Source organism: Enterococcus salsurae, assembly GCF_054784955.1.
The window spans coordinates 773,314-796,472 of sequence record NZ_BAAHWY010000002.1; the positions used below are offsets into that span (position 1 = coordinate 773,314).

A 23,159-nucleotide genomic window follows, 5' to 3' on the forward strand; every position below is an offset into this window, starting at 1 on the left:
TCCTCCTAGCTCCAGCGTCGTTTTTGCATCACTTGCAAAGTCAAAAAATTGAATATGACAATCAATGAGATCAGCAGGACTAAGCTAGAGAGTGTCAGGACATAACTATCAGAAATATTGCTTAAGATTGAAGGAATATCAAAATTTGCGAGTTTGGTTGACAATAGACTTTCAAACGAGGCTGATTTCGCGAAATAAGCAATCACTAGCGCGACAGTTCCTACTCCACCGATTGTCAAGGTGACTGCCCAAGTCTGCATGTAGCCCTGGACGATCAAGCAAACGAGCACCAGCAAAACCAGCAGCATCACGACATTTGCCCCAGCGCCTGAAGGCAGAAAGGAAACCAAGTGACGCCAAAAATAGATCAATAATAATGCCGCCATCGTGCCGATCGCCGCAATGATTTGACTTTCTGTCAGTGCAGAAATAAACATGCCCACGGCGATATACACACACCCAATCAAAAAAAAGACCAAAATAGCCGTATAATCGATTTTCAGATGGGCATCGCCCTGCATTTTGATGATCAAAGGACACAAACAAAAGACCAAACAAGCCATTGCCAAGATACTGATCATTGCCAAATATTTCCCCACGACCACCGCATGCAATTTCAAAGGCGAAGTCAGCAACAGTTGATCCGTTTTGCTTTTTCTTTCTTCAGAAAAAGACCGCATCGTTAAGATCGGCACGGCTAAGATCATCATCAATAAGCCCGAACTCAAGGCATAGGCAAAAAAGTTATAGCCATAATTTAAATTGTATGTGACAAAATACACGCCAACAAAGCCAATCAGAAAGGCCAGAAAAAAACTACCAACCATATTTTGAAAATAGGCCCGGTATTCTCGTTTATAGATTGCGATCATTGCACATCCTCCTTCACTTGTGCCGTTTCGACTGCATCTTGCGGCTGGTTCATCAATTCTAAAAAGACATCTTCCAAGCTATTGCTGACAGCATTCATCTGCAAAATAGCTAAGTCTGCTTGGGCAAATGCTTTGAACAAAGCCCGGCGGAAGTCGGCAGTATAGTCACTTTCAATCGTTACGCGGCAAAAACCATCTTCTTCAAGCGCCAGTTGATACCCGTCGATTGCAGGCATTGTTGCTAAGACAGCCGCGGTTTCTGCTTCAGTCCCTTCAATGATCAACTCTACTGTTTGGGCAGACGCCACCCGTGCCATCATTTGTGTCGTTGATTCACTAGCAATCAATTTGCCTTTCTGGATGATCAAAATATGATCACACACTTCCTGGACTTCTGCTAAAATATGTGAGCTTAATATCACAGTATGCTCTTTCGCCAAATCACGAATCAATTGACGGATCTCAATGATTTGCTGCGGATCTAGCCCCACAGTTGGTTCGTCCAAAATAACGATTGCTGGCCACCCGACCAATGCTTGCGCCAACCCGACCCGTTGCCGATAGCCTTTTGACAGATTTCGAATCAAACGGCGACGCACCTCTTGCAGCTTGACGCGATCCAATAGTTCCTCAATATGTTTCTTCTGGATTTCTTTGGCGATCCGTTTGATTTCCATCACAAAAGAAAGGTATTCTTCCACAGTCATTTCTGTGTATAGCGGTGGGATCTCTGGTAAATAGCCAATCCGTTTCTTTGTTTCTTCTGGTTCGAGCAGTACGTCTTTTCCTTCCACTGAAACAGTGCCTGACGTAGCGCCGATATATCCTGTAATGATATTCATCGTCGTACTTTTCCCAGCACCATTCGCCCCTAATAACCCATAGACTTTCCCTTTTTCAATGGTAAAGTTCAGGTGATCTAAGGCGACATGGTTGCCGTATCTCTTGACCAGATCTTTGACTTCGATCAATTTGCTCACTCCGTTTCTATCAAAAAATACTCAGTTTATCGATACAAGAATAATGGCAGGTATGGAGATAAACGTTGTGATCTACAATAACAAGCGAAGCTTAAATGAAGGTTAAAGCGCACTGGTCAGATGCATGCAGACACAAACAAAAAACACCGTTAGATTGGTTATCTCTAACGGTGTTTTCTATCAATGCGTGGTGCTTAGTATAATTCTAGGTATTGCTCTCTTTCCCATTCTGATACAGTTTGTCTGAATGAAGCCCACTCTAAACGTTTTGCTTCAACAAAATTGGCATAGATGTGTTTGCCTAAGGCATCGATCATCACTGGATCTTTGCGCAATTCTTTGATGGCGTTATGAATAGTAGATGGCAGATCATCAATTTGTGCTTCTGCACGTTCTTCTTCGTTCATGATGTAGATATTGCGGTCAACAGCTGGTGGTGGTGTCAATTCGCGTTTGATCCCATCAAGACCAGCTTGCAGCAAGACAGCCATCGCTAGGTATGGATTTGCCGATGGATCAACTGACCGTAATTCCAGACGTGTGGACAATCCCCGTGATTCAGGAACCCGAATCAATGGTGAACGATTGCGTCCTGACCATGCAACGTATACCGGTGCTTCATATCCTGGAACCAAACGTTTGTATGAATTGACCGTTGGGTTGCAGACAGCGGTATATGCCCGGGCATGTTCGATCAATCCTGCCAAGAAATGGTAGGCTGTTTCACTTAATTGCATTGGCCCTTCTTCATCAAAGAAGACATTTTCACTGTCTTTAAATAACGACATGTTGCAGTGCATCCCTGAACCGTTGATCCCAAACAATGGTTTTGGCATAAACGTCGCGTGTAGGCCATGTTTGCGGGCGATGGTTTTGACAACCAATTTAAATGTTTGGATGTTGTCGCAAGCTTCTACAGCATCAGCATATTTAAAGTCGATCTCATGTTGTCCTGGCGCTACTTCATGGTGAGAAGCTTCCACTTCAAAGCCCAAACTTTCTAATTCCAAGACGATATCGCGACGGCAGTTTTCACCTAAGTCCGTTGGGGCAAAATCGAAATAACCACCTTTATCATTTAGCTCAGTGGTGATTTCACCATTGTCATCTAATTTGAATAAGAAAAACTCAGGTTCTGGTCCAAGGTTGAAAGAAGTGAATCCTAAAGATTGCATATCTGATAAAGCACGTTTCAAATTACCACGAGGATCTCCTGCGAATGGTGTACCGTCTGGATTATAAATATCACAAATCAAACGGGCTACTTTTCCGTGTTCGCTTTCCCAAGGGAAAACCATCCAGGTAGATAAATCAGGATATAAGTACATATCACTTTCTTCGATCCGTACAAAGCCTTCAATGGAAGAGCCATCAAACATCATTTTGTTTTCTAGCACTTTATCCAATTGGCTGACTGGTACTTCTACGTTCTTGTTGCTTCCTAGAATATCCGTGAACATCAAACGTAAGAAACGCACGTTTTCGTCTTTCACGATTTGTTTGATATCTTCAGCAGTTCTTTCAATTTTTGGCATAGTATCCCTTCCTTTTTCCCATTCTTGAATTTATTTTTATCAACATTGATCTACATACGTGGACCTTTTTGTTGGTAGGGCTGTTGCTGATGCAAACCACCTTGTGCCAGCAATTCATCATAGAAAATACGACGAACATCTTCATCCGTTAGTGGCGGCTTGTTTTTTGCTTCTTTTTCTTTGGCAACCTTCATTTCATACACACGCTTGATCCCAGCCATGTTCAATCCATCGGAAAGATAGTCTTTGATTTCCAATAAGGTATCAATGTCATTCAATGAATACATGCGGCGATTACCATCGCTGCGTTCTGGATGAATCAATTCTTGTTCTTCATAATAGCGAATCTGACGTGCGGTTAAATCAGTCAACTTCATGACCGTTCCGATTGGAAAGACAGACATCGACCGCCGCAATTCTTTTTCCCGCATAGCTTGGCTCCTCTCAGGTACAAATGGTGTTGCTTTACTTCATGGAAACTATACCAATTCTAAAAACGTCTGTCAACCCCTCATGTTAGAAAAAGTGACATATAAATAAATGTTTTTTTCTGAATATTCAATTAAAGCCTTTTCATCGACGATTTGTCCGTATGAACCTGCTATTTTCCCCATTCTATCATGATACCTTTCTGCCCATAAACGGATTAAGCTGAGGTCGTTTGGCGTCCTCTAGAGGGAAATTTACCGAAGAACAGCAAAAAGCTGTACATGCCATGCACAGCTTCGTCTCACTTGCTATCATTCTTCTTTTTCCATTCGACGGATCGGTGAAGAATCCGCCAACGCAAAACCTTTGATATGGTAAGTTTGTGTTTCTTCGTCAAAGGTATTTGTCAATACCAGCGATTCTCTTTTGAGCCGATTCAATTCTTTGCCTTCATCTGCCGCCAAGACCAAATGATAGGGTTGCAATAGTTGCATCAATTCCCGTTTGATTGCCTGACTCAAGCGTTCTTTGCCTTTGGTGCTTTTGGCAGAAATCAAGACATGGGGAAATAGGGTTGGTACAAATTGATCTTCATCGATTTGATCCGCTTTGTTGTAAACAGTCAAAATCGGCATACTGGCAAGATCCAGCTCCTCCATCAGACGCAGCACAGTTTGTTCTTGCTGGATCCGTTCTGGCGAACTGGCATCAACGACGTGCAGCAACATGTCCATATTGCGGCTTTCTTCTAGCGTTGAATGGAACGCATCGATCAATTGTGTCGGCAAGTCTTGGATAAACCCAACGGTATCCGTCATGGTCACTTCCAAGCCCTCTGGCAGCCGCCAGCGCTTGGTCAATGGATCTAACGTGGCGAATAACTGGTCTTGCTCATAGGTAGCCGCACTGGTCAGCATATTTAAGATCGTCGATTTGCCCGCATTGGTGTAGCCAATCAAACCGATTTGAAAAATCTGGCTGTCTTTCCGCTTTTGTCTCGTACGATCACGATGTGCCGCCACTTCTTTCAAGTCTCGTTTGATATTGGTGATTCGATTACGGATGTGCCGTCGATCTGTTTCCAACTTGGTTTCACCAGGTCCACGGGTCCCGATCCCACCGCCTAAACGTGACATATTCTTCCCTTGACCGATCAATCGAGGCAAAAGATAATTCAATTGCGCCAACTCGACCTGCATTTTCCCTTCACTGGAACGCGCCCGCATCGCAAAAATATCTAAAATCAACTGGACACGATCAATGACCGGGATCTCTAGCACTTCACCTAACATTTGGCTTTGACGAGGGGTCAGCTCATGGTTAAAAATGACCAGGTCTGCTTCGTGGGCTTCTGCCAATTGTTGTAATTCAGTCACTTTGCCTTTACCGATCACCGTTTGACGATCCGGTTGCGGCCGCTTTTGGACCATTGAAAAGACGACTTCCCCATTCGCCGTTTTGGTCAGATTCTTCAATTCTTTCATTGAGGACTCAAATTGTTGATAGTTTTTTTCGGTTTCTACACCGACTAAAATCACGCGTTCACTCATTTCTTCTCCTCCAACCATTGATCGATTTCTAACATGATTTGTTTTTGCCTATCGGGCGCTTGAACGAGATCGACCCACCGCGGTGTCATCCGATTCGAAAACCAAGTCAGCTGGCGTTTGGCATAGCGCCGAGAGTTTTGTTTGATTTGTTCAACGGCATCGGTTAACGACTGATAGCCTTCGATATAAGGCAAAAATTCTTTATAGCCGATCCCTCTGGCAGCTTGTGCCTCTGGGTAGCGCAGCACCTGTTGTGCTTCCTTGAGCAGTCCTAATGCCATCATTTGATCCACTCGTTGATTGATCCGTTGGTATAACAAGCCGCGATCAGTGGTCAGACCCAGCATAAAATAGTCGTACAATGCTTTAGGTGTCTGTTGCGGTGCAGTGATACTTCTGCCGGTTGTTTCAAAAACTTCTAACGCCCGAATGACCTTACGTACATTGTTGTAGTGGATTTTTTCAGCGGCGGCCGGATCGATCTTTTGCAATTTCTGCCACATCGCTTCCTTGCCTAGCTGCTCTGCTAACGCTTGGTAATGCAGACGAACTTGACTGTCGCCTTCTTCGGCAGCACCCAGCTGATAGTCATACAGCAACGCCTGAATATACAAACCAGTCCCGCCTACCACGATTGGCAGATGGCCGCGGTCGCTGATCTCAGCAATTTTCTTGCGGGCCATTTCTTGAAACATCGCCACAGAATAATTTTCGGTCATGTCACGGATATCGATCAAATGATGCGGGGCTTGTGCCAATTCTTCTGTGGTGGCTTTGGCGGTCCCTATATCCAAATGGCGATAGATCTGCATGGAATCACCACTGATGATTTCTCCTTGATATTGCTTGGCTAACGCAAGGCTGAGGGCTGTTTTGCCAACTGCAGTAGGACCAACGATCACTAGCACTTTATTCATTTGCTTTGTTCCTCGCGAAATGCTTGCACGACACTTCGAGCTCTTTCTGGAAAGTCAGTAATGATCCCCGTCACGCCTAAGCGCAAACACGTGCGCATCAACGCCTCTTCATTGATTGTCCATGGACGCAGGGAGATGGGAAATGCTGCAGCTGTTTCAGGATTGGCTTCGATCCAACCATACGCAGGATGCAGCCCTTCGATATACGGTCTGTGCAACGCGAGTGCGGGTTTATCAGCAGCTTTGCCCATAATAAAATTTAGTTGCGCTTCTGGATCGATGGCCTGGATACGATCCAAAGAATCTATGTTGAATGAACAGTACCAATGCGTAAATGGCCACGACTGACTGTTCAATAATGCCGCCGTTTTTTCTTCGATACCTGGATACGTGTAATGATCCGTTTTCAACTCAACGGTCAGGATCCCTCGATAATTTTTTGCTGCCAAAAGATCTAGGACCTCTTTAAGGGTGGGAATCTTGGCCGCTTTGAATTCATCAGAAAACCAGCTGCCCGCATTCAATTCCTTCAGTTGCGCCACCGTCAAATCACAGATGTGGCCTTTGCCATTCGTTGTGCGATCCACGGTTTCATCATGCATGACGATCAGTTGTTCATCTTTTGACAGATGGACATCTAATTCAATGATATCCGCTTTGACACGGACAGCTTCGGCGAAAGCTGGCAAGGTGTTTTCCGGACGATTGCCACTGCTTCCTCGATGCGCCACGATTTGTACCATAAACGTTTCACTCCATTCTTTGTTCCTATTCTAACACGTCACACGCCAGAACCAAATATCCACTTGCACTCTCTCGTACCCAATCAAAGACCCTAATGCCATTTTTACCGACATTAGGGTCTTCCAGCGTTTTTTTGAAAGAAAACTGACGCGCTTCATGAAGCGTTGATCAAAGACTTTTTGAAAAATAAGTCAACGGTTCATTGGTAAGATTCTTGATTTGACTTTTGCGTTCATTGACCATTTCCACTAATGTGTCTAAGAAATTCTCCATGATCACTCGTCCACCCTTGTAGGTATACCCACCAATTTTCACCGTTTCGTCTGGCGACAAAATCACACGACGGGTGCCAATTTTTTTGAAAAATTCTTCCAAAAAATAATTGGGCAGATAAAAACTATTTTGTGCAGCAAATGATTGCAGATACGCAAAATCATCAATCGTGATATAACAATCGTCGAATGCATCGAAGCTCACATACGCATCCATCAAAATCACCCGCTTTTGTAAAATTTCGCTGATTTTTTGATTGAGTAAAACCAGTGTTTCGATTTCTTTGACTTTATGTTCCAGCAAACGCCGTTTTTTTTCTTTGCGTTCCTCATACCGTATTCTCAAATTAAAAATGATGGTGACTAAAATAGCGCCTACTATGACACCAATGAATCCTGATATTGCAACTGCCATTCTCTTCGTTCCTTCCTTTACTGCTTTCATTTATTGTATCATAATTAAAAGAAGCACTAAAAAGATAACGAACTTTTTATTTGACCTTTCTTGACCTAATGGGTATACTATCTCTTAGATATTGCGAAAACTTTATGCTAAACTATATCTATATCGATTTTTAGGAGGACGACGAACATGAATTTAATTCCTACAGTCATTGAACAATCATCTCGTGGTGAAAGAGCGTACGACATCTACTCTCGTCTATTGAAAGACCGCATCATTATGCTAAGTGGCCAAGTCACAGACGATTTAGCAAACTCGATCATTGCCCAACTACTTTTCTTGGATGCACAAGATTCTGAGAAAGATATCTACTTGTACATCAACTCCCCTGGCGGCAGCGTAACTGCTGGCTTGGCGATCTTTGATACCATGAACTTCATCAAAGCGGATGTCCAAACGATCGTGATGGGGATGGCTGCTTCAATGGGTTCATTCTTATTGACTGCTGGTGAAAAAGGCAAACGGTTTGCCTTGCCAAATGCAGAAATCATGATTCACCAACCATTAGGTGGCGCGCAAGGTCAAGCAACTGAAATTGAGATTGCAGCGAAACACATCTTATTGACCCGTGAACGCTTGAATAAAATCTTGTCTGAACGTACAGGTCAACCAATTGAAGTCATCGAAAAAGATACCGACCGCGACAATTTCATGACTGCACAAGAAGCCAAAGATTATGGTTTAATCGATGAGATCATGGAATCTAACAAATTGAAATAGACTGAGGATATCGCCAGTTAACTGGGGGATATTCCCAAGCAAAAACACCGTTGTCCAGTGAACAACGGTGTTTTTTTATTCCTTTGCCAATGGCTGTTAAGCGCTACTTGCTTCATCTTTCGAAAACTACAATCCCGTGCCATATAATCCTTCTTGATATTGGGCACCCAATGCCACATAGTGGGCGATATTGGCTTTGTTTTTGGCTATTTCTTCTTCCGTCAGTGGTCTGATCACTTTGGCTGGGCGGCCAAAGGCCAAGACGTTTGGTGGAATGATCGTGCCTTGTGTCACCAAAGATCCCGCTCCAATCAAACTATTTTCACCGATCACTGCATGATTCAAGACGATCGAGCTCATACCGATCAAAGCCCCTTGCTCGATGGTACAGCCATGCAGCATACACTGATGACCAACTGTCACAGCATCCCCGATGATCGTTGGAGCATCATGATCAACATGAATGATCGTACCATCTTGGATGTTGGTTCGGTCGCCGATCTTGATCCAATTGGCATCACCGCGGATCACCGCTTGAAACCACACGGTACTTTCTGCACCCAATGACACGTCACCAACCACTGTCGCATTTTTTGCGACAAAATTGGGCATCGCTTCTGTTTCTCGTTCTTGTCGTTTGTTTCCGTCCTCATTTGACTGTTTGTCTTTCATCACTATACACGTCCATCCTTTCTGTACAATATCCTCTATCTATACTATACCATTACGGATGGCGAAGCCAGATACGGTTGCTTGACCTATTCTGGTATCCACGATCAACTAAAAAAAAAGCGCCCTCAGGCACTCTTTTATTCGGCTTCTTCTGAAAATTGACTTTGATACAGTTGACTGTAGAAGCCGCCAGCTGCCAATAATGTCTCATGATTGCCTTTTTCAATGATCGATCCTTGATCCATCACCAAAATCAAATCGGCTTCTCGAATCGTAGACAGTCGATGGGCAATGACGAAACTCGTTCGCCCTTCCATGACTTTATCCATTGCTTTTTGGATCAGGGCTTCTAGCCGAGTATCCACAGAACTGGTTGCTTCGTCTAGGATCAAGATCTTCGGATCTGAGATCACTGCACGCGCAATCGTCAACAGCTGTTTCTGTCCTAAGGAAACATTGTCCCCTTCAGAATTGATGAACATCTCATAGCCATCTGGCATCGTGCGGATAAAGTGGTCAACGTTCGCCGTTTTGGCTGCATCTACTACCTCGTAATCCGTGGCATCAAGCTTTCCAAAACGAATATTGTCACCAATCGTGCCTTCGTATAACCAAGCATCTTGCAAAACCATCCCAAAAAGCGAACGGACATCTTGCCGCGCCATTTTCTTGGTATCAATACCGTCGATTTTGATTGCTCCTTCATTGACATCATAAAATCGCATCAACAAATTGATCAAGGTCGTTTTGCCTGCACCGGTTGGGCCAACGATGGCTACCATTTGACCTGCTTTGACTTCAAAATTCAGGTCTTTGATCAAAGGTTTCTTCGGATCATACGCAAAGCCAACGTGTTCGAAAGTCACATCACCATTGATCGTTTCTGGTAAAGCAATGTCTGTTTGATTGACTGGTTCTTCCGCTTCGTCCAAAATCTCAAACACTCGGGTTGCCGCAGCTGAAGCACTTTGTAACACCGACGACAATTGCGTGATATTCCCCATAGGTTGACTGACTTGCCAAATATACTGAATGAAGGCTTGCAGTTGCCCGACCACGATCACACCGCCGATCACATAAAAACTTCCCATGACGGCCATCGCTATATAGGTAAAGTACGCTGTCATTTGCACAAGCGGCATCATCAAGCCCGAAACAAAGGCCGAACGAAAACCATAATACCGCAGCTGATGATTGACATTCTTGAATCCTTCCAAGGTTTGCTGTTCCCGTCCATAGACTTTGAGAACACTGAACCCAGTCATGTTTTCTTGGACATAACCATTCATTTCACCTAACGCATTTTGCATCCCTTGGAAATCTTTCTGGGATTTTTTGACGATCGTTCTAGAAATGATCAATGCCAATGGAATCATAATCAATGAGATCAATGCCATCAATGAATTGATATAGAACATCATCGATACGGCCATAATAATACTCAAGAAGGCATTCACGATACCGATCATCGCTTGTTGCATCGCGCCGCTGACAGCATCGACGTCATTGGTGACGCGGGATAAGATATTCCCTTGTTGATTTTTGTCAAAATACGACACTGGCAACCGATTGATTTTTTCATCAATATCTTGACGCAGATCTTTCATAGCAGATTGGACGACATTTGTGATCAATAATCCTGACATCAATTGTGAGACACAATACCCAAGTCCCACCACGCCGATCCATATCAAACAGACAATGATATAATCGAAATTGACCCCTTCACCAGCTGCTATATTGCGGCTGATCTCAGTCGTAGGCAAACCAGATACATACGGCATGGCCGCATTGAATCCGACGGTTGCTACTGTGAAGACCAGGACCAATGTAAACGTTGCTTTGTACGGTCTCAAGTACTGCCATAACCGTTTTAATGAAGAGAATGCTTTCATATCGCCAACTCCTCCTCTGATAACTGAGATGCTGCAATATCATAATAGACAGAGCAAGTCTGCAGTAATTCTTTATGCGTGCCCATACCGACAACATCCCCTTCATTCAAAACGATGATTTTATCCGCATGCATAATCGTGCCAACACGTTGGGCAACGATCAACACTGTTGATTCCGTTGTTTCTTTCTTGAGACGCGCCCGCAGTTTGGCATCTGTTTGATAATCCAATGCCGAAAAACTATCATCAAAAATATAAATGTCTGGGCGACGTATCACTGCTCTGGCAATTGCGAGCCGTTGTTTCTGTCCACCAGAGAAATTGGACCCGCCTTCGGCTAATTCAGCGTTGAACCCATCTGGTGTTCTCGCGATGAAATCAGCTGCTTGGGCAATTTCTGCCGCTCGATCTAGATCCTCTTGGGTCGCATCTTCTTTGCCATACCGCAAGTTATCCGCGATCGTCCCAGTAAAGAGCAAGGCTTTTTGTGGAATATAACCGATTTTGTTTCTCAAAGCTGACAAAGAATAGTCCCGAACATCCACGCCGTCAACGAGCACTTCTCCTTGACTAACATCATAAAAACGGGGAATCAATTGAATCAACGTTGACTTCCCAGATCCGGTACTGCCTATAAAGGCGACCGTTTCCCCTGGCGATGCTGTAAAACTTACATCGCGGATCACTGGGCTTTGCGCATGACCAGGATAGGCAAAAGTCACCTGTTTGAATTCAAGATAGCCTTTTGTCTTGGTTTCTGTCACAGGTTGTGCAGGTTCTTTGATTTCAGAAGTCGCATCTAACGCTTCTTGGATCCGCCGCGCAGAAACCGCTGCTCTAGGATACATGGTAAAGACCGTCGCAAACAACATGAATGAGAACAAGGCGTGGAAAATATATTCGATAAAGGCAATCAAATCACCAACTTGCAATTGACCTTGATCGATCTGGATACTTCCCGTCCAAATGATCAAAATCATCACGATATTGAACAAAAAGAAAAAGCCTGGCTGTGCACTTGCCATCAAACGAAACAAGCTGCGAGAACTTGATGCATAGGCTTGATTGACTTTACTGAAACGAGATTCTTCAAATTTTTCATTGACGAAAGCCCGAATCACTCTCAGCCCAGAAAGGTTCTCACGTAAGATACCATTGATTTTATCTAAGTTGGCTTGCTGCTTGGTAGATAACGGTTCTGACAGTTTGGCAATCGCCACGACTGCAATCAACAAGATCGGCAAGGCCCCCAAAACATAAAGACCCAATCTTGTGCTCGTCCGCATGACCATATACAAACTGACGATAAACATCATCGGTGTCATCAATCCGGTCCGCAAAATACTTTGCATAAACAACATGATTTGATAGGCATCGTTGGTCACCCGCGTGATCAATGATGAGACCCCGATTTTTTCATACTCCGTGTGGGAATACCCTTGCACTTTCTCAAAAAGATCATCTCGAATATCCGCTACAATGTTCGTTGTGATCCGTGAGGTGAAATAGCCCAGCATGATATTCATCACGATCCCAATCAGTGTGATCGCCACCATTGCCGCGCCCATCTTCCAAATATAGTCGCGATCCCCATTTGCCATACCAACATCGATCATGCGCGCCAATAGCGTAGGCAGCCCTAGTTCGATCAAAATAAACCCAAAGACACAGATGAAATTCAACATAAGGAGTTTCTTATTTCTCATCGTGTAATGCCACATTAATTTCAAAAAATTCCCTCCTTTTTTTATCCATTGATTTTACTATAGCATAGGAATATTTCGAATGTAACGCGAATCGTTGCAAAAAAGAGCAACTTCTCATTTTAAGTCTTTCATTTTGTTTCAGTAAGCCTTTTCACACTGACGTGATTCTATACTTATTCCTTTTTCTGTGCTACACTAGGGATACTTGTAGTGGAACGATTACAAACCCGGTGAATTTATGCGACAACATTCGGAAAGCAAAGACGAGGCTTTCTCTTTTTTCTCACAATCACTGTCTGAAAAAAGCATGCAGCAGCTCTATGAGCTTTCATTAGGTCACTTTCTTTGGACCTCGATTTTGTGATGCCGCGAATACATCAAGCCAATAAACTACTGCCTAGACGCAGATAAAGGAGAAAATATATGATTTACAAAATTTATTACCAAGAAACAAAAGACCGCAACCCAAAAAGAGAACAAACCCAATCTTTATACATTGAAGCAGACGATGCAGTGATTGCACGTCGCCAAGTAGAACAAAACACCCCATACAACATCGAATTCGTTCAAGAATTAGATGAAAAACATTTAGCTTACGAAAAAGAAAACGCTGATTTCAAATTAGCGGAGTTTTAAGATGAAAGTGTCTCTTAAAAACAATGAAACCGGCGTTTTTGGTGTCGGTGGACTTGGCGAAATCGGAAAAAACTGTTATGGGGTTCAATTTCAAGATGAAATCATTTTAATTGATGCGGGAATCAAGTTCCCCGAAGATGAATTACTTGGAATCGACTATGTGATTTCTGATTACAGCTATATCGTCCAAAACTTACCAAAAGTCAAAGGCTTGATCGTCACCCATGGTCACGAAGACCATATTGGCGGCATCCCTTATTTACTTCGAGAAGCCAATATTCCAATCTATGCTGGTCCTTTGGCGTTAGCCTTGATCACCAACAAATTGGATGAACATGGTTTGTTGCGAGATGCAGAATTACACGAAATCAATGAAGATACCGTGATTCGTTTCCGCAAAACATCGATCAGCTTTTTCCGTACGACCCACAGTATCCCTGATGCGTTAGGTGTCGTTGTGAAAACACCTTCTGGAAATATAGTCGCCACTGGTGACTTCAAGTTTGATTTCACACCAGTGGGCGAACCAGCAAATCTGCACAAAATGGCTCGCATCGGCGAAGAAGGCGTCCTTTGTCTGCTGTCAGATAGTACCAATGCGGAAATCCCAACATTTACCAAGTCGGAGAAAACGATTGGCAGCTCGATTTTGAAAATTTTCGAAAAAATCGATGGCCGTATTATTTTCGCCAGCTTTGCTTCAAACATATTCCGTCTGCAACAAGCTGCTGATGCTGCTGTTGCCACTGGCCGCAAAATCGCTGTTTTCGGACGCAGTATGGAAAATGCGATTGTCAATGGTCAGCGTTTAGGTTACATCAAAGTACCTGACGGGACATTTGTTGAATCACACGAGATCAATCGCTTACCAGCAAATGAAACCATGATCCTTTGTACCGGTTCTCAAGGGGAACCTATGGCAGCCTTAAGCCGGATCGCCAACGGAACCCATCGTCAGATCCAAGTGCATCCTGATGATACAGTGATCTTCTCAAGTTCACCCATTCCAGGGAATACAACAAGCGTCAATCAATTGATCAATTTGCTGTTAGAAGCAGGCGCCAATGTGATCCATGGCAAACTAAACAATATCCATACTTCTGGTCACGGTGGCCAAGAAGAACAAAAATTGATGTTGCGTTTAATGAAACCGAAATACTTTATGCCTGTCCATGGTGAGTTTCGGATGTTGAATATCCATACCCAATTGGCGCAAGATACAGGGGTACCAAAAGAAAACTGCTTTATTATGGAAAATGGCGATATGCTGGCTTTAACTGCAGATAGCGCCAGACCTGCTGGGCACTTCAATGCGAGTGATGTCTATGTAGACGGCAGCGGTATTGGTGACATCGGCAATGTGGTCTTAAGAGACCGCCGCATCCTGTCTGAAGAAGGTCTAGTCTTGGCGGTTGCCACTGTAGATATTGCTAAGAAAGAAGTATCGGCTGGTCCAGATATTTTATCCCGCGGGTTCGTTTATATGCGTGAATCTGGTGAAATGATCAACGAGGCGCAGCAAATTCTCTTCCGCGCTTTACGAGAAGTGTTGAACCAAGCAGATCCAACAGAGCACAAACTTCGAGAAGCGATGTCAGCTGCCCTGCAACCATTCCTTTTTGAAAAAACCGAGCGTCACCCAATGATTCTATCTATGATCATGACGCCAGACGAATAATCAAACATACAAAAGCACTTGCCTGTGGAAGAAGGCAAGTGCTTTTTTGGGACTTATGCGTCGTTAGTGCGCGTGGTCAACAACTTTGATTTTGATTGTCTTTACTTCGTAAGGGGTCAAATGAAGGACAAGCGAACCGCTTTGCAGTGCTTCGAGGGGTATCTCCATCATATCTGTCTCTTGCCAAAGGATTTGTCCTTCTCCCGTGTACGTCAATTCAAATTGCCTATCTGCACCGATATGGTCATAACAGCGTAAAATCCACCCATCTTTGTCTTCTGCTTGTTTGAAGGCATCCACTACGACCGCATCCTCAGATGTCAACGTAAAGGGGACTCTGTCACCACTACCTTGCAATGGGGATAAAGGCGCATTGATTTCCCATGCTTCTTCCACCACTTTTCCCGTCACAAAATCTCCATTGTGCGGGAACAAACTGTACGTAAATTGATGCAACCCAAGATCTGCTCCAGGATCTGGATAGATTGCACCTTTCAATAAAGAAAGACGCATCTGATTGCCTTTGATATCATACCCGTATTTACAGTTGTTCAACAATGCCACACCGTAATTGGTTTGCGAGAGATCCGCCCACTGATGACCTACCGTTTCAAATTTCGCCATATCCCAACTCGTGTTCCAATGCGTTGGGCGTTTGACATTCCCATGCTGCACATCAAAAACTGCTTCAGTTGCACGGATATTGACATCAAATTTGACTTTCAACAATTGTTGCCTTTCCTGCCAGTCGACTTCAGTCACATAATCGATACGTTTGGTATGTGTATATAAAAAGATGTCTTGCGATATCTTTGATTGACCAAAAGATGCTGTAAAAGTTAGGACAGCAAACAACGGGTTATTCTCTTTAAGCTGTAACGATCCTCCGCTGATTTCTGTCATTTTTTCTTGATAAAATAGATCAATATCCCATGCGTCAAAATTGATCGGCTTGTCTTCAAACAATTGGAAGACATTTCCTTTCCCTTTAAATACCTCTTTTTGACCTTCTTTATCAAATAGACGGATTAATTGTCCTTGATCGTTCCATTCCAACACGTAAAACGTCGTTACAACTGTATTGCCTTTGATACTAGCTGTCATTTCTTTTGGCAATATACAGCTGCTGTCAGTGTAAGCAGCTCTTTCCAACGGAGCCAATTGATGCAAACTATAGCACGAATCCCCCATACACAAATGATTCTGCGGACGAGAATTGGCGCTATTGGATTTGACTAGACTCTGTCTCGGCCACCCCGCGGTATTCACCAGGCTGAGTGGTGTCTCTGAGCTGTTTAATTGCTCTTGCAAGCGCGTGATTTCTGCTAAACAAGTCGCTGCATCCTCTCGGTAATCCTCATACACTTCTGCAATCGAAGAACCAGGAATGATATCATGAAATTGATTCTTCAAGACATTCTTCCATAAAGCCTCAAGCCTATCGTGGGGATAGTCAGTTCCCTGATTGATCGATTGAAAACTATACAAGACTTCAAGCTCCCGCAAACGGATCTCAAAGTAACGATTCATTCGTTTGATGTAAGCTTGAGAGGTATACGTACCGCGATGATACTCTAAATACAATTCACCATCCCAAAGAGGTAAATCACTCGGCTTTTCTTTGACGGTCTGATGCAACTCCGCAAAAAAATCACCCGCTCTTCCCGTAGTGATCTGCGGCAATCCTGGAATCTCTGCCATATGGCGTCGGTTATCTAGCATTTCTCTTGTCACGCCACCGCCGCCATCGCCATGTCCATACGAGACCAGCAACCGCTGATTCAGCGCTTTGTTTTGATAGGCGCGATATACCCCCAGAACTGTTTCCGGCGTTAATGTGCCATTATAGGTATAGAACCAATTTGACTTTTCAGTCCAACTTCTTCCGCCTGGGACAGGCGTTGTAATGAAATGTGTCAATACTTCTGATCCATCCATCCCTTTCCACATAAACGTATCATGGGGCATGCGATTGTATTGATTCCAACTGATCTTTGTTGTCATAAAGGTTTTGATACCACTCTTTTTGAGGATTTGCGGTAAGGCCCAGGCATAACCAAAAACATCTGGCAACCACAAATAGGTACTTTCATGCCCAAATTCTTCACGAATAAATTTTTTCCCATACAAAATTTGTCTGATCAATGATTCGCCATTTGGAATATTACAATCTGCTTCCACCCACATAGCACCTTCTACTTCCCACCGATCTTCCTTTACCCTTGACTGTATCTGACGATAGAGTGATGGCGCTTCTTCTTTGATCCATTGATATAATTGGGGCTGTGATTGTAAAAAGACATATTCTGGATATTCTTCCATCAGTTTTAAGACCGTCGAAAAGCTTCGGATAGCTTTCTCTTGCGTATGCTTGATTCTCCATAACCAAGCCAGATCAATATGGGTATGGCCAATCGCAGTCACATGGATCACATCATTTTTTGGCATTATGTGCAGCTGCTCTGTCACATATTGATGCGCCAGCGTAATGCTTTCATAGAAAGCATCACTTCCTTTCATTCGCCAATCCACCAATCTCCATGCTTCAGTCAGTACACCTAATAGTTGGTGTTTCACCTCATGATCTTCTGCAAGTTGCTGATAGGTTTCAAGCATCATTTTAGACACCGTATAAAATGCAATGGTGTCATGATCCAGCTCGCCAAAGAAGGCTTGATTTAAGGTATGGGTCAACACCCGTGGTTCGCCGCCCCCTTCTAAACCAGACCATAGTTTCAAAGAAAGGGTTACTTTTCTGCCAACTTCTGATGGTCGTAAGATATATTCTTTGTGGTTAGAATCTATCCCTTGTACTGGCAGGCCGTCAATATAGAGGAGTGCTTCAAACCCAGAGTTCCCACCTCCACCGGTTTTCCCAAAGTCAAAGAAACAAACATTACATTCTTTAGGCAACATCACTTCTGCTTGCAACCACAAGTAGTGGTCACGTCCTTGCCAAATATCACCTATGCGCATGTCTGTTTTGTCCGAACAATGTTGTGGCGGTATCTTTTCGCTTTTTGACACATCTTCTTGAACCTGCCACGTTGAAATATTGCGTTTATTTTTATAGCGTAAGTGGGCTAATTCAGCGATCCGCCTCTGCAGTTTTTCTTCTTGCAAGAACATCTTCATAGTTTTTTCTCCTTATGTGGGTTTCTTCCGAATCCTTCATCCGAATGCTTCACACACGCTAGACCTGTGGTCACTCTGCCATGAAGCGGTCGAATTGTTGGCGTCTGATTTCTAACAAACGTTGTGCACCTACACGATCAAGTTGCGCGACATAATTATCCCAATCTTGCGCCAAATCCCATTCTCCCGTCACAAATTTCACCCGAGACTGTTCCACAAAAGTTGAAATATCCGTGGAGATCGTTGACATTTCTGCTGCTTCCTCTTCCGTTGCCATAAAATGAGGCAGCATATACTTAGGCATATATTCCTCTTTGACATCATCATAGATGACTGGCTCTTTTCCAAAAGCAACATCCCGGATTTCTTGATCCAATTCAGCATAAGGGAAATAGCCGCCGTAGACATTGTCGACCCATTGAAAGGCGCCTAATTGCGGTCCATTTTGATAGGTAAGAATCTCTTCAACATAGACCATTCGTCCTTCTTCGTCCAATTCATATGTCACACCTTCTTCACCAAGATAAGCAAAAATCTGCCCTTCTGGACTATAGAAAAAGTCAGCCCATTCTAGTAGCAATGCAGGATCGGGTGCATCTTTTGTGATGATAAAAGAGGCTCCTCCAGCCACAGCTGGCTCTGTAAATAACGTTTTGTCTCCATATGGACCTTCAAGCACATTGATCGGCGTGTAGGTTTCAGGACCAAAAGGACCAATGAAATCGGGATCTACCCATTGAAATAAACCAACCTTGTCTTGCGCTGCATCTGCACGCCACTTGTCGTCATCGACCCCGGCAAAAGACTGCTGTGATACTAAACCTTCCGCATACAATTCTCGCATATACTGCCAAACTTCTTTCATCCGCTCATGATTGATCGTTAATTGCAGCGCATCATTGTCATCCACAAAAATCATATTCCCCATTGCTTGACGGCCACCGGTTCCCAAACCATAAGCGGCCATAATCATCCGTTCTAAACCACTAGCGATTTGTCCACTCGGCATATAATAGCCTTCCCGACTCTCATCACTCGCCACAAAGGCAGCCAAAACGGTCTTCAATTCTTCTGTAGTCCGTGGTACATCTAACGACAATTCGTCTAGCCAAGGCTGATTGATATATAGGCGCACTGTCCGTCCACCACTCATCGGGTCCAATGCCATATAGGGCAGGGAATATATATGACCATCTGGCGCAGTTAATGTCTTTTTGACATCAGGGTGTTCCTCAAAAATCTTCTGCAGGTTCGGTGCATGTTCCGCAATCAAATCTTCCAATGGAATAAAGAGTCCTTGCTTTCCATACTTCACGATTTCATCATTGCTCCATCCAGTTTGGTAGAATGCATCAGGTAAATCCCCTGACAAGATCAAGTTTTTCTTTTCACCAAATTCCTTGACTTCCTCCCATTCCACTTTGATGCCAGACATCTTCTCATATTCTTGCCACATCCATAAATCTTCACTTTTTGGGCGAACATCGGTAAAGTCGCTTCTCATTAAACGAATCGTCTTTGTTTCCTCACCCGTCACATCTGCAGTTTCTTCCCCTGATTGACAAGCTGCAAGGACGAATAAGATTGGCAATACAAAAAGTAAACATTTTTTCATTGTTTCATCTCCTTTATGTGGTATAAATTCTGAACAATAGATTAAAAAAATCTTTCTTGCATGTCGATGAACTTTTTAAAAAACAGGCGACTAATCCCATAAGCCGGCAACGCGATCCCCAGACAGATACCCATTAACGGAAACAACTGATAGACCGTCAACGTTAACCCAATGATCAGCACACTGCCTATCGTTTGGATGGGACAAATAAAGATAAACGCTAAAGGTTGTAAAAACATTTTGGCAGCCGATAATCTGAAGTAGGCATGAACAGGAAAGAAAACGATCGACAGCAACAGCCATAGAAATAAATGACTCCTTAGAGTAAATTCAAATAAGAAAGGCGGCGATGGATACGTACCCAAAAATTTAAACATAAATAGTATGACCACGATCATGAGAAAAACGTATATGCTCGTCTGCTTATATCTAGGTCTGTTGCATCGATAATAGGTTCGATACATGATGGATACTTGAGATGCGTTTTGTTCAACCATTAGCTTGCGCAGACAATCATAGACAGTGACGGTTGCTGGTATCAAGCTGAAAAACACACCGCCGAATAGACTATACCGTAGCCACAAAACATTTAATCGCATCAAATAAAAGAGCCAGTCACACCCCTCTGCAAATTTATTCACTACCATAGCATCACCTCCTTAAGCAGCATTCATCCTTTGATTGAACCAACTAGGATCCCCTTTTCAAAATATTTCGCTACGACTGGATAAAATAAGAGCACCAGTAAACTGGATACGATGACCACACTATACTTAAGTGTCATCTTTAACATCAGCAGTTCAGATTCTGCACTGCCCGCAATCACTTGATTCATATCTTGTCCAAACTGACCTTGAACCAAAATTTCCCGCAAAATGATTTGCAACGGGTATTTTGCTCGATCTTGTAAATAAATCAGGGCATCAAAATAAGCGTTCCAACGCCCTACCCCATAAAACATCGCCATGACTGCAATGATCGGGGTAGCTAACGGCAACACTACTTTCCAAAGCAGCCATAAATCATTGGCACCATCTATATAAGCGCTTTCAATTAAATCGTTGGGAATGTTTTGGCTAAAGAAGGTACGCATCAGAATCATGTTGTAGACACCTAACGCCCCTGGTAAAATCATCACCCATATCGTATTCACGAGTCCTAACTGCTGATTGACGAGATAAGTTGGGATCAGGCCGCCGCTAAAGAACATCGTCACCGTAAAGAACAGTGTGATATACTTTTTTCCCCTCAAGCCCGGACGAGACAATGGATACGCCGCAATCGTCGTAACCACGAGGTTAATAACCGTTCCTAACACGGTATAGATGACGGCATTCTTAAAACCGGTCCATATATCAGAACTTTTGAGTACCTCTTTATATCCTTCGATATTGAATCCTCTGGGATAAAGCAGTAGGGGCACTTCATAAATACGTGTCGGATCGCTAAAGGAGGCATTGACCACAAAGATAAGCGGATATAAGATAATCAGTGAGATTATCACCACTAACGTAATGTTCAATACATCAAATACTTTATCCCCTTTTGATGTCGCATACTTCATTGAATCTCCTCCTACCACAAACTAGATTCACTGGTTTTTTGTGCAATTTTATTGACGGTAAATAAAACAATGAAGTTGATCACATTGTTAAATAAACCCACAGCTGCAGAAAAACTATATTCTCCATTAATGATACCCATTTTGTAGGTATAGGTAGAAAGAACCTCGGAAGTCTCGAGATTGGCAGCATTCTGCAATAAAAAAGTTTTTTCAAATCCAACAGACAAGAGACTCCCTGTGGCCAGAATCGTTGAAATCACAATGGTTGGCATAATCGAAGGAATCGTGATGTGACGGATACAGTGAAAACGAGAAGCGCCATCTAAGTAAGCGGCTTCATATTGATCGGGTGATATACCCGACATGGCAGCTGTATAAATGAGCGTTCCCCATCCGACACCTTGCCACACACCGGACCAAACATATATGTGCGGAAACCAGCTCGGACTCCCCAGAAAATCAATCGCGTCAAATCCCATTATTTGTAATAGCATATTGATCATTCCATCTTGCGTAGAGAAAAAGAATTGAACCATCCCTATCACGACTACAACTGAAATAAAGTTAGGAATATAAGAGATCGTTTGGACACTGCTCTTGAACCATTTGCGGTTCAACTCATGAAACAAAAGAGCGAGGATAATCGGTAAAGGAACACCTACCAATAAACTATATAAGCTTAACCTTAAGGTATTCAAGATGATATCAACAAAAAAATAGGAAGCAAAGAAACGCTCGAAATGTTTCAAGCCAACCCATGGACTACCTAAAATCCCAAATGCCGGCGAATAATCTTTAAAAGCAATGACCACACCGTACATCGGCCAATAATTCCAAATCAATACAAATACAATGGGAATAATCAACATGACATAAAGCCATTTGTGTTTTTTTACATCCTTCCAGAGCAAAGATATATTGTTCTGGATGTTTTGCTTATGGGGTGGCATGTGTTCGTTCTTTCTCCTTGCAGCAGGTAGTGCCATCTAATTCTCCTCTCTTCCATTCGATTTATCGGTTACATGAACGTGTCTTTCCGTTACATCATCTTCAAAAAAATAAGTCCAATCAAAGTGCAATGCAAAACCGATTTTTTGCGCAACTTCTACACTAGGTCTTCGTTTTCCCCGTTCGATCATATTATAGTATGATCGTTCGATATCAGATTTATTGGCCGCCTCTTCTTGCGTAAGTCCCCTTTCCTCTCTTATTTCAACCAACCATTTTCTCATACTATAACTCCTCCCTAGAATTGTAACGATATGACACACTTCACATTATATGTAACCAATCGTTACTTGTCAACATCATCAATGTAACAAAAAGCAACTAGTAATAATCTTTTTTTAATCGTAACATTATGTTACTATCACTGTGAAAGAAGGTGTCGTTATGTTTCCATATATCATTAAAGAATTACGCCTTAAAAATAATTTTACACAGCAAGAAGTAGCAGAACGAATCGGCATTACTCGCCCTGCCTATACAGCCTACGAACTAGGCAAAAGAGAACCTGACTTTAATACCTTGCGTATCTTAGCCGATTTATTCGGGGTTTCCACCGATTTTCTTTTAGGCAGAAGTCCCCAGAAATCCTATTCGAAAAATGGGACACTGGTCGCTGAAGTCATTGATGATACATTTGCTGATGAGGATGTCAAAGAGATTTTATCTTTTATTGATTATCTAAAAAATAAATCCGACAAAAAAAAGACCATCGACTAGATGGTCTTTTGGGCTTTTGATATCGATCGTACACAAAAGCAGGGATAAACA

The 23,159-nt window shown here is 43.1% G+C and carries 21 protein-coding genes; 4 read left to right on the plus strand and 17 right to left on the minus strand.

From position 1 onward, the window contains the following. Nucleotides 1-5: 5 nt before the first annotated feature. From ACYVRS_RS07910 to ACYVRS_RS07945, 8 genes are all read right to left on the minus strand, one after another. Nucleotides 6-872, minus strand: a complete 867-nt coding sequence (locus tag ACYVRS_RS07910) for an ABC transporter permease (RefSeq protein ID WP_461203101.1) — start codon at nt 870-872, stop codon at nt 6-8. Further along, nucleotides 869-1,843, minus strand: a complete 975-nt coding sequence (locus tag ACYVRS_RS07915; protein ID WP_461203102.1) for an ABC transporter ATP-binding protein — start codon at nt 1,841-1,843, stop codon at nt 869-871. The genes ACYVRS_RS07910 and ACYVRS_RS07915 overlap by 4 nt, the downstream gene beginning before the upstream one ends. Nucleotides 1,844-2,046: 203 nt before the next feature. Further along, nucleotides 2,047-3,387 carry a type I glutamate--ammonia ligase gene (gene glnA / locus ACYVRS_RS07920; protein ID WP_054117153.1) on the minus strand — a complete coding sequence of 447 codons (1,341 nt, stop codon included), beginning with the start codon at nt 3,385-3,387 and terminating at the stop codon, nt 2,047-2,049. 50 nt (nt 3,388-3,437) lie between these two features. Further along, nucleotides 3,438-3,818 (minus strand): MerR family transcriptional regulator, encoded by a 381-nt coding sequence (locus tag ACYVRS_RS07925; protein WP_054117154.1) that lies wholly within the window; start codon nt 3,816-3,818, stop codon nt 3,438-3,440. 309 nt (nt 3,819-4,127) lie between these two features. Next, the gene (hflX, locus tag ACYVRS_RS07930) at nt 4,128-5,366 is read right to left on the minus strand and encodes a GTPase HflX (protein ID WP_312497575.1); all 1,239 of its coding nucleotides are present in this window, start codon (nt 5,364-5,366) and stop codon (nt 4,128-4,130) included. Further along, entirely contained in the window at nt 5,363-6,283 is a 921-nt protein-coding gene (gene miaA / locus ACYVRS_RS07935; RefSeq protein ID WP_461203103.1) for a tRNA (adenosine(37)-N6)-dimethylallyltransferase MiaA, read from the minus strand. Before miaA ends, hflX begins: the two co-directional genes overlap by 4 nt. Continuing rightward, nucleotides 6,280-7,026 (minus strand): glycerophosphodiester phosphodiesterase, encoded by a 747-nt coding sequence (locus ACYVRS_RS07940; protein ID WP_461203104.1) that lies wholly within the window; start codon nt 7,024-7,026, stop codon nt 6,280-6,282. The genes miaA and ACYVRS_RS07940 overlap by 4 nt, the downstream gene beginning before the upstream one ends. 169 nt (nt 7,027-7,195) lie before the next feature. Further along, nucleotides 7,196-7,714 carry a hypothetical protein gene (locus ACYVRS_RS07945; protein WP_054117158.1) on the minus strand — a complete coding sequence of 173 codons (519 nt, stop codon included), beginning with the start codon at nt 7,712-7,714 and terminating at the stop codon, nt 7,196-7,198. A 177-nt stretch (nt 7,715-7,891) separates the two neighbouring features. On the opposite strand from ACYVRS_RS07945, the gene clpP reads away from it, so the two are divergent. Beyond that, entirely contained in the window at nt 7,892-8,482 is a 591-nt protein-coding gene (gene clpP, locus ACYVRS_RS07950) for an ATP-dependent Clp endopeptidase proteolytic subunit ClpP (protein ID WP_054117159.1), read from the plus strand. Nucleotides 8,483-8,608: 126 nt separating this feature from the next. On the opposite strand, the gene ACYVRS_RS07955 is transcribed toward clpP, so the two are convergent. From ACYVRS_RS07955 to ACYVRS_RS07965, 3 genes are all read right to left on the minus strand, one after another. Then, on the minus strand, nt 8,609-9,094 hold the full coding sequence (locus ACYVRS_RS07955) for a gamma carbonic anhydrase family protein (RefSeq protein ID WP_461203135.1): 486 nt from the start codon (nt 9,092-9,094) through the stop codon (nt 8,609-8,611). Nucleotides 9,095-9,291: 197 nt separating this feature from the next. Then, nucleotides 9,292-11,049: an ABC transporter ATP-binding protein gene (locus ACYVRS_RS07960; RefSeq protein WP_461203105.1), complete on the minus strand. Its 1,758-nt coding sequence runs from the start codon at nt 11,047-11,049 to the stop codon at nt 9,292-9,294. Then, nucleotides 11,046-12,779: an ABC transporter ATP-binding protein gene (locus ACYVRS_RS07965; RefSeq protein ID WP_054117163.1), complete on the minus strand. Its 1,734-nt coding sequence runs from the start codon at nt 12,777-12,779 to the stop codon at nt 11,046-11,048. Before ACYVRS_RS07965 ends, ACYVRS_RS07960 begins: the two co-directional genes overlap by 4 nt. Nucleotides 12,780-13,178: 399 nt before the next feature. On the opposite strand from ACYVRS_RS07965, the gene ACYVRS_RS07970 reads away from it, so the two are divergent. Together ACYVRS_RS07970 and rnjA are read left to right on the plus strand one after the other, a co-directional pair. After that, nucleotides 13,179-13,391 (plus strand): DNA-directed RNA polymerase subunit epsilon, encoded by a 213-nt coding sequence (locus ACYVRS_RS07970; protein WP_054117164.1) that lies wholly within the window; start codon nt 13,179-13,181, stop codon nt 13,389-13,391. A 1-nt stretch (nt 13,392) separates the two neighbouring features. After that, entirely contained in the window at nt 13,393-15,069 is a 1,677-nt protein-coding gene (rnjA, locus tag ACYVRS_RS07975; RefSeq protein ID WP_054117165.1) for a ribonuclease J1, read from the plus strand. A gap of 63 nt (nt 15,070-15,132) precedes the next feature. Here the strand turns inward: rnjA and ACYVRS_RS07980 are convergent, their stop codons facing one another. From ACYVRS_RS07980 to ACYVRS_RS08005, 6 genes are all read right to left on the minus strand, one after another. Then, nucleotides 15,133-18,204, minus strand: coding sequence for an alpha-mannosidase (locus ACYVRS_RS07980; RefSeq protein ID WP_461203106.1), 3,072 nt, complete (start codon nt 18,202-18,204; stop codon nt 15,133-15,135). A 70-nt stretch (nt 18,205-18,274) separates the two neighbouring features. Beyond that, the gene (locus ACYVRS_RS07985) at nt 18,275-19,819 is read right to left on the minus strand and encodes an extracellular solute-binding protein (RefSeq protein WP_461203107.1); all 1,545 of its coding nucleotides are present in this window, start codon (nt 19,817-19,819) and stop codon (nt 18,275-18,277) included. Between the two features lie 41 nt (nt 19,820-19,860). Further along, complete coding sequence (locus ACYVRS_RS07990) at nt 19,861-20,466, minus strand: DUF624 domain-containing protein (protein ID WP_312497581.1); 606 nt, start codon at nt 20,464-20,466, stop codon at nt 19,861-19,863. Between the two features lie 23 nt (nt 20,467-20,489). Next, entirely contained in the window at nt 20,490-21,383 is an 894-nt protein-coding gene (locus ACYVRS_RS07995; protein ID WP_461203108.1) for a carbohydrate ABC transporter permease, read from the minus strand. 11 nt (nt 21,384-21,394) lie between these two features. Continuing rightward, entirely contained in the window at nt 21,395-22,333 is a 939-nt protein-coding gene (locus tag ACYVRS_RS08000) for an ABC transporter permease (protein ID WP_396170271.1), read from the minus strand. A 36-nt stretch (nt 22,334-22,369) separates the two neighbouring features. Beyond that, nucleotides 22,370-22,615, minus strand: a complete 246-nt coding sequence (locus ACYVRS_RS08005; protein ID WP_312497584.1) for a helix-turn-helix transcriptional regulator — start codon at nt 22,613-22,615, stop codon at nt 22,370-22,372. A 160-nt stretch (nt 22,616-22,775) separates the two neighbouring features. On the opposite strand from ACYVRS_RS08005, the gene ACYVRS_RS08010 reads away from it, so the two are divergent. Further along, entirely contained in the window at nt 22,776-23,108 is a 333-nt protein-coding gene (locus ACYVRS_RS08010; RefSeq protein ID WP_312497585.1) for a helix-turn-helix domain-containing protein, read from the plus strand. Nucleotides 23,109-23,159: the final 51 nt, after the last annotated feature.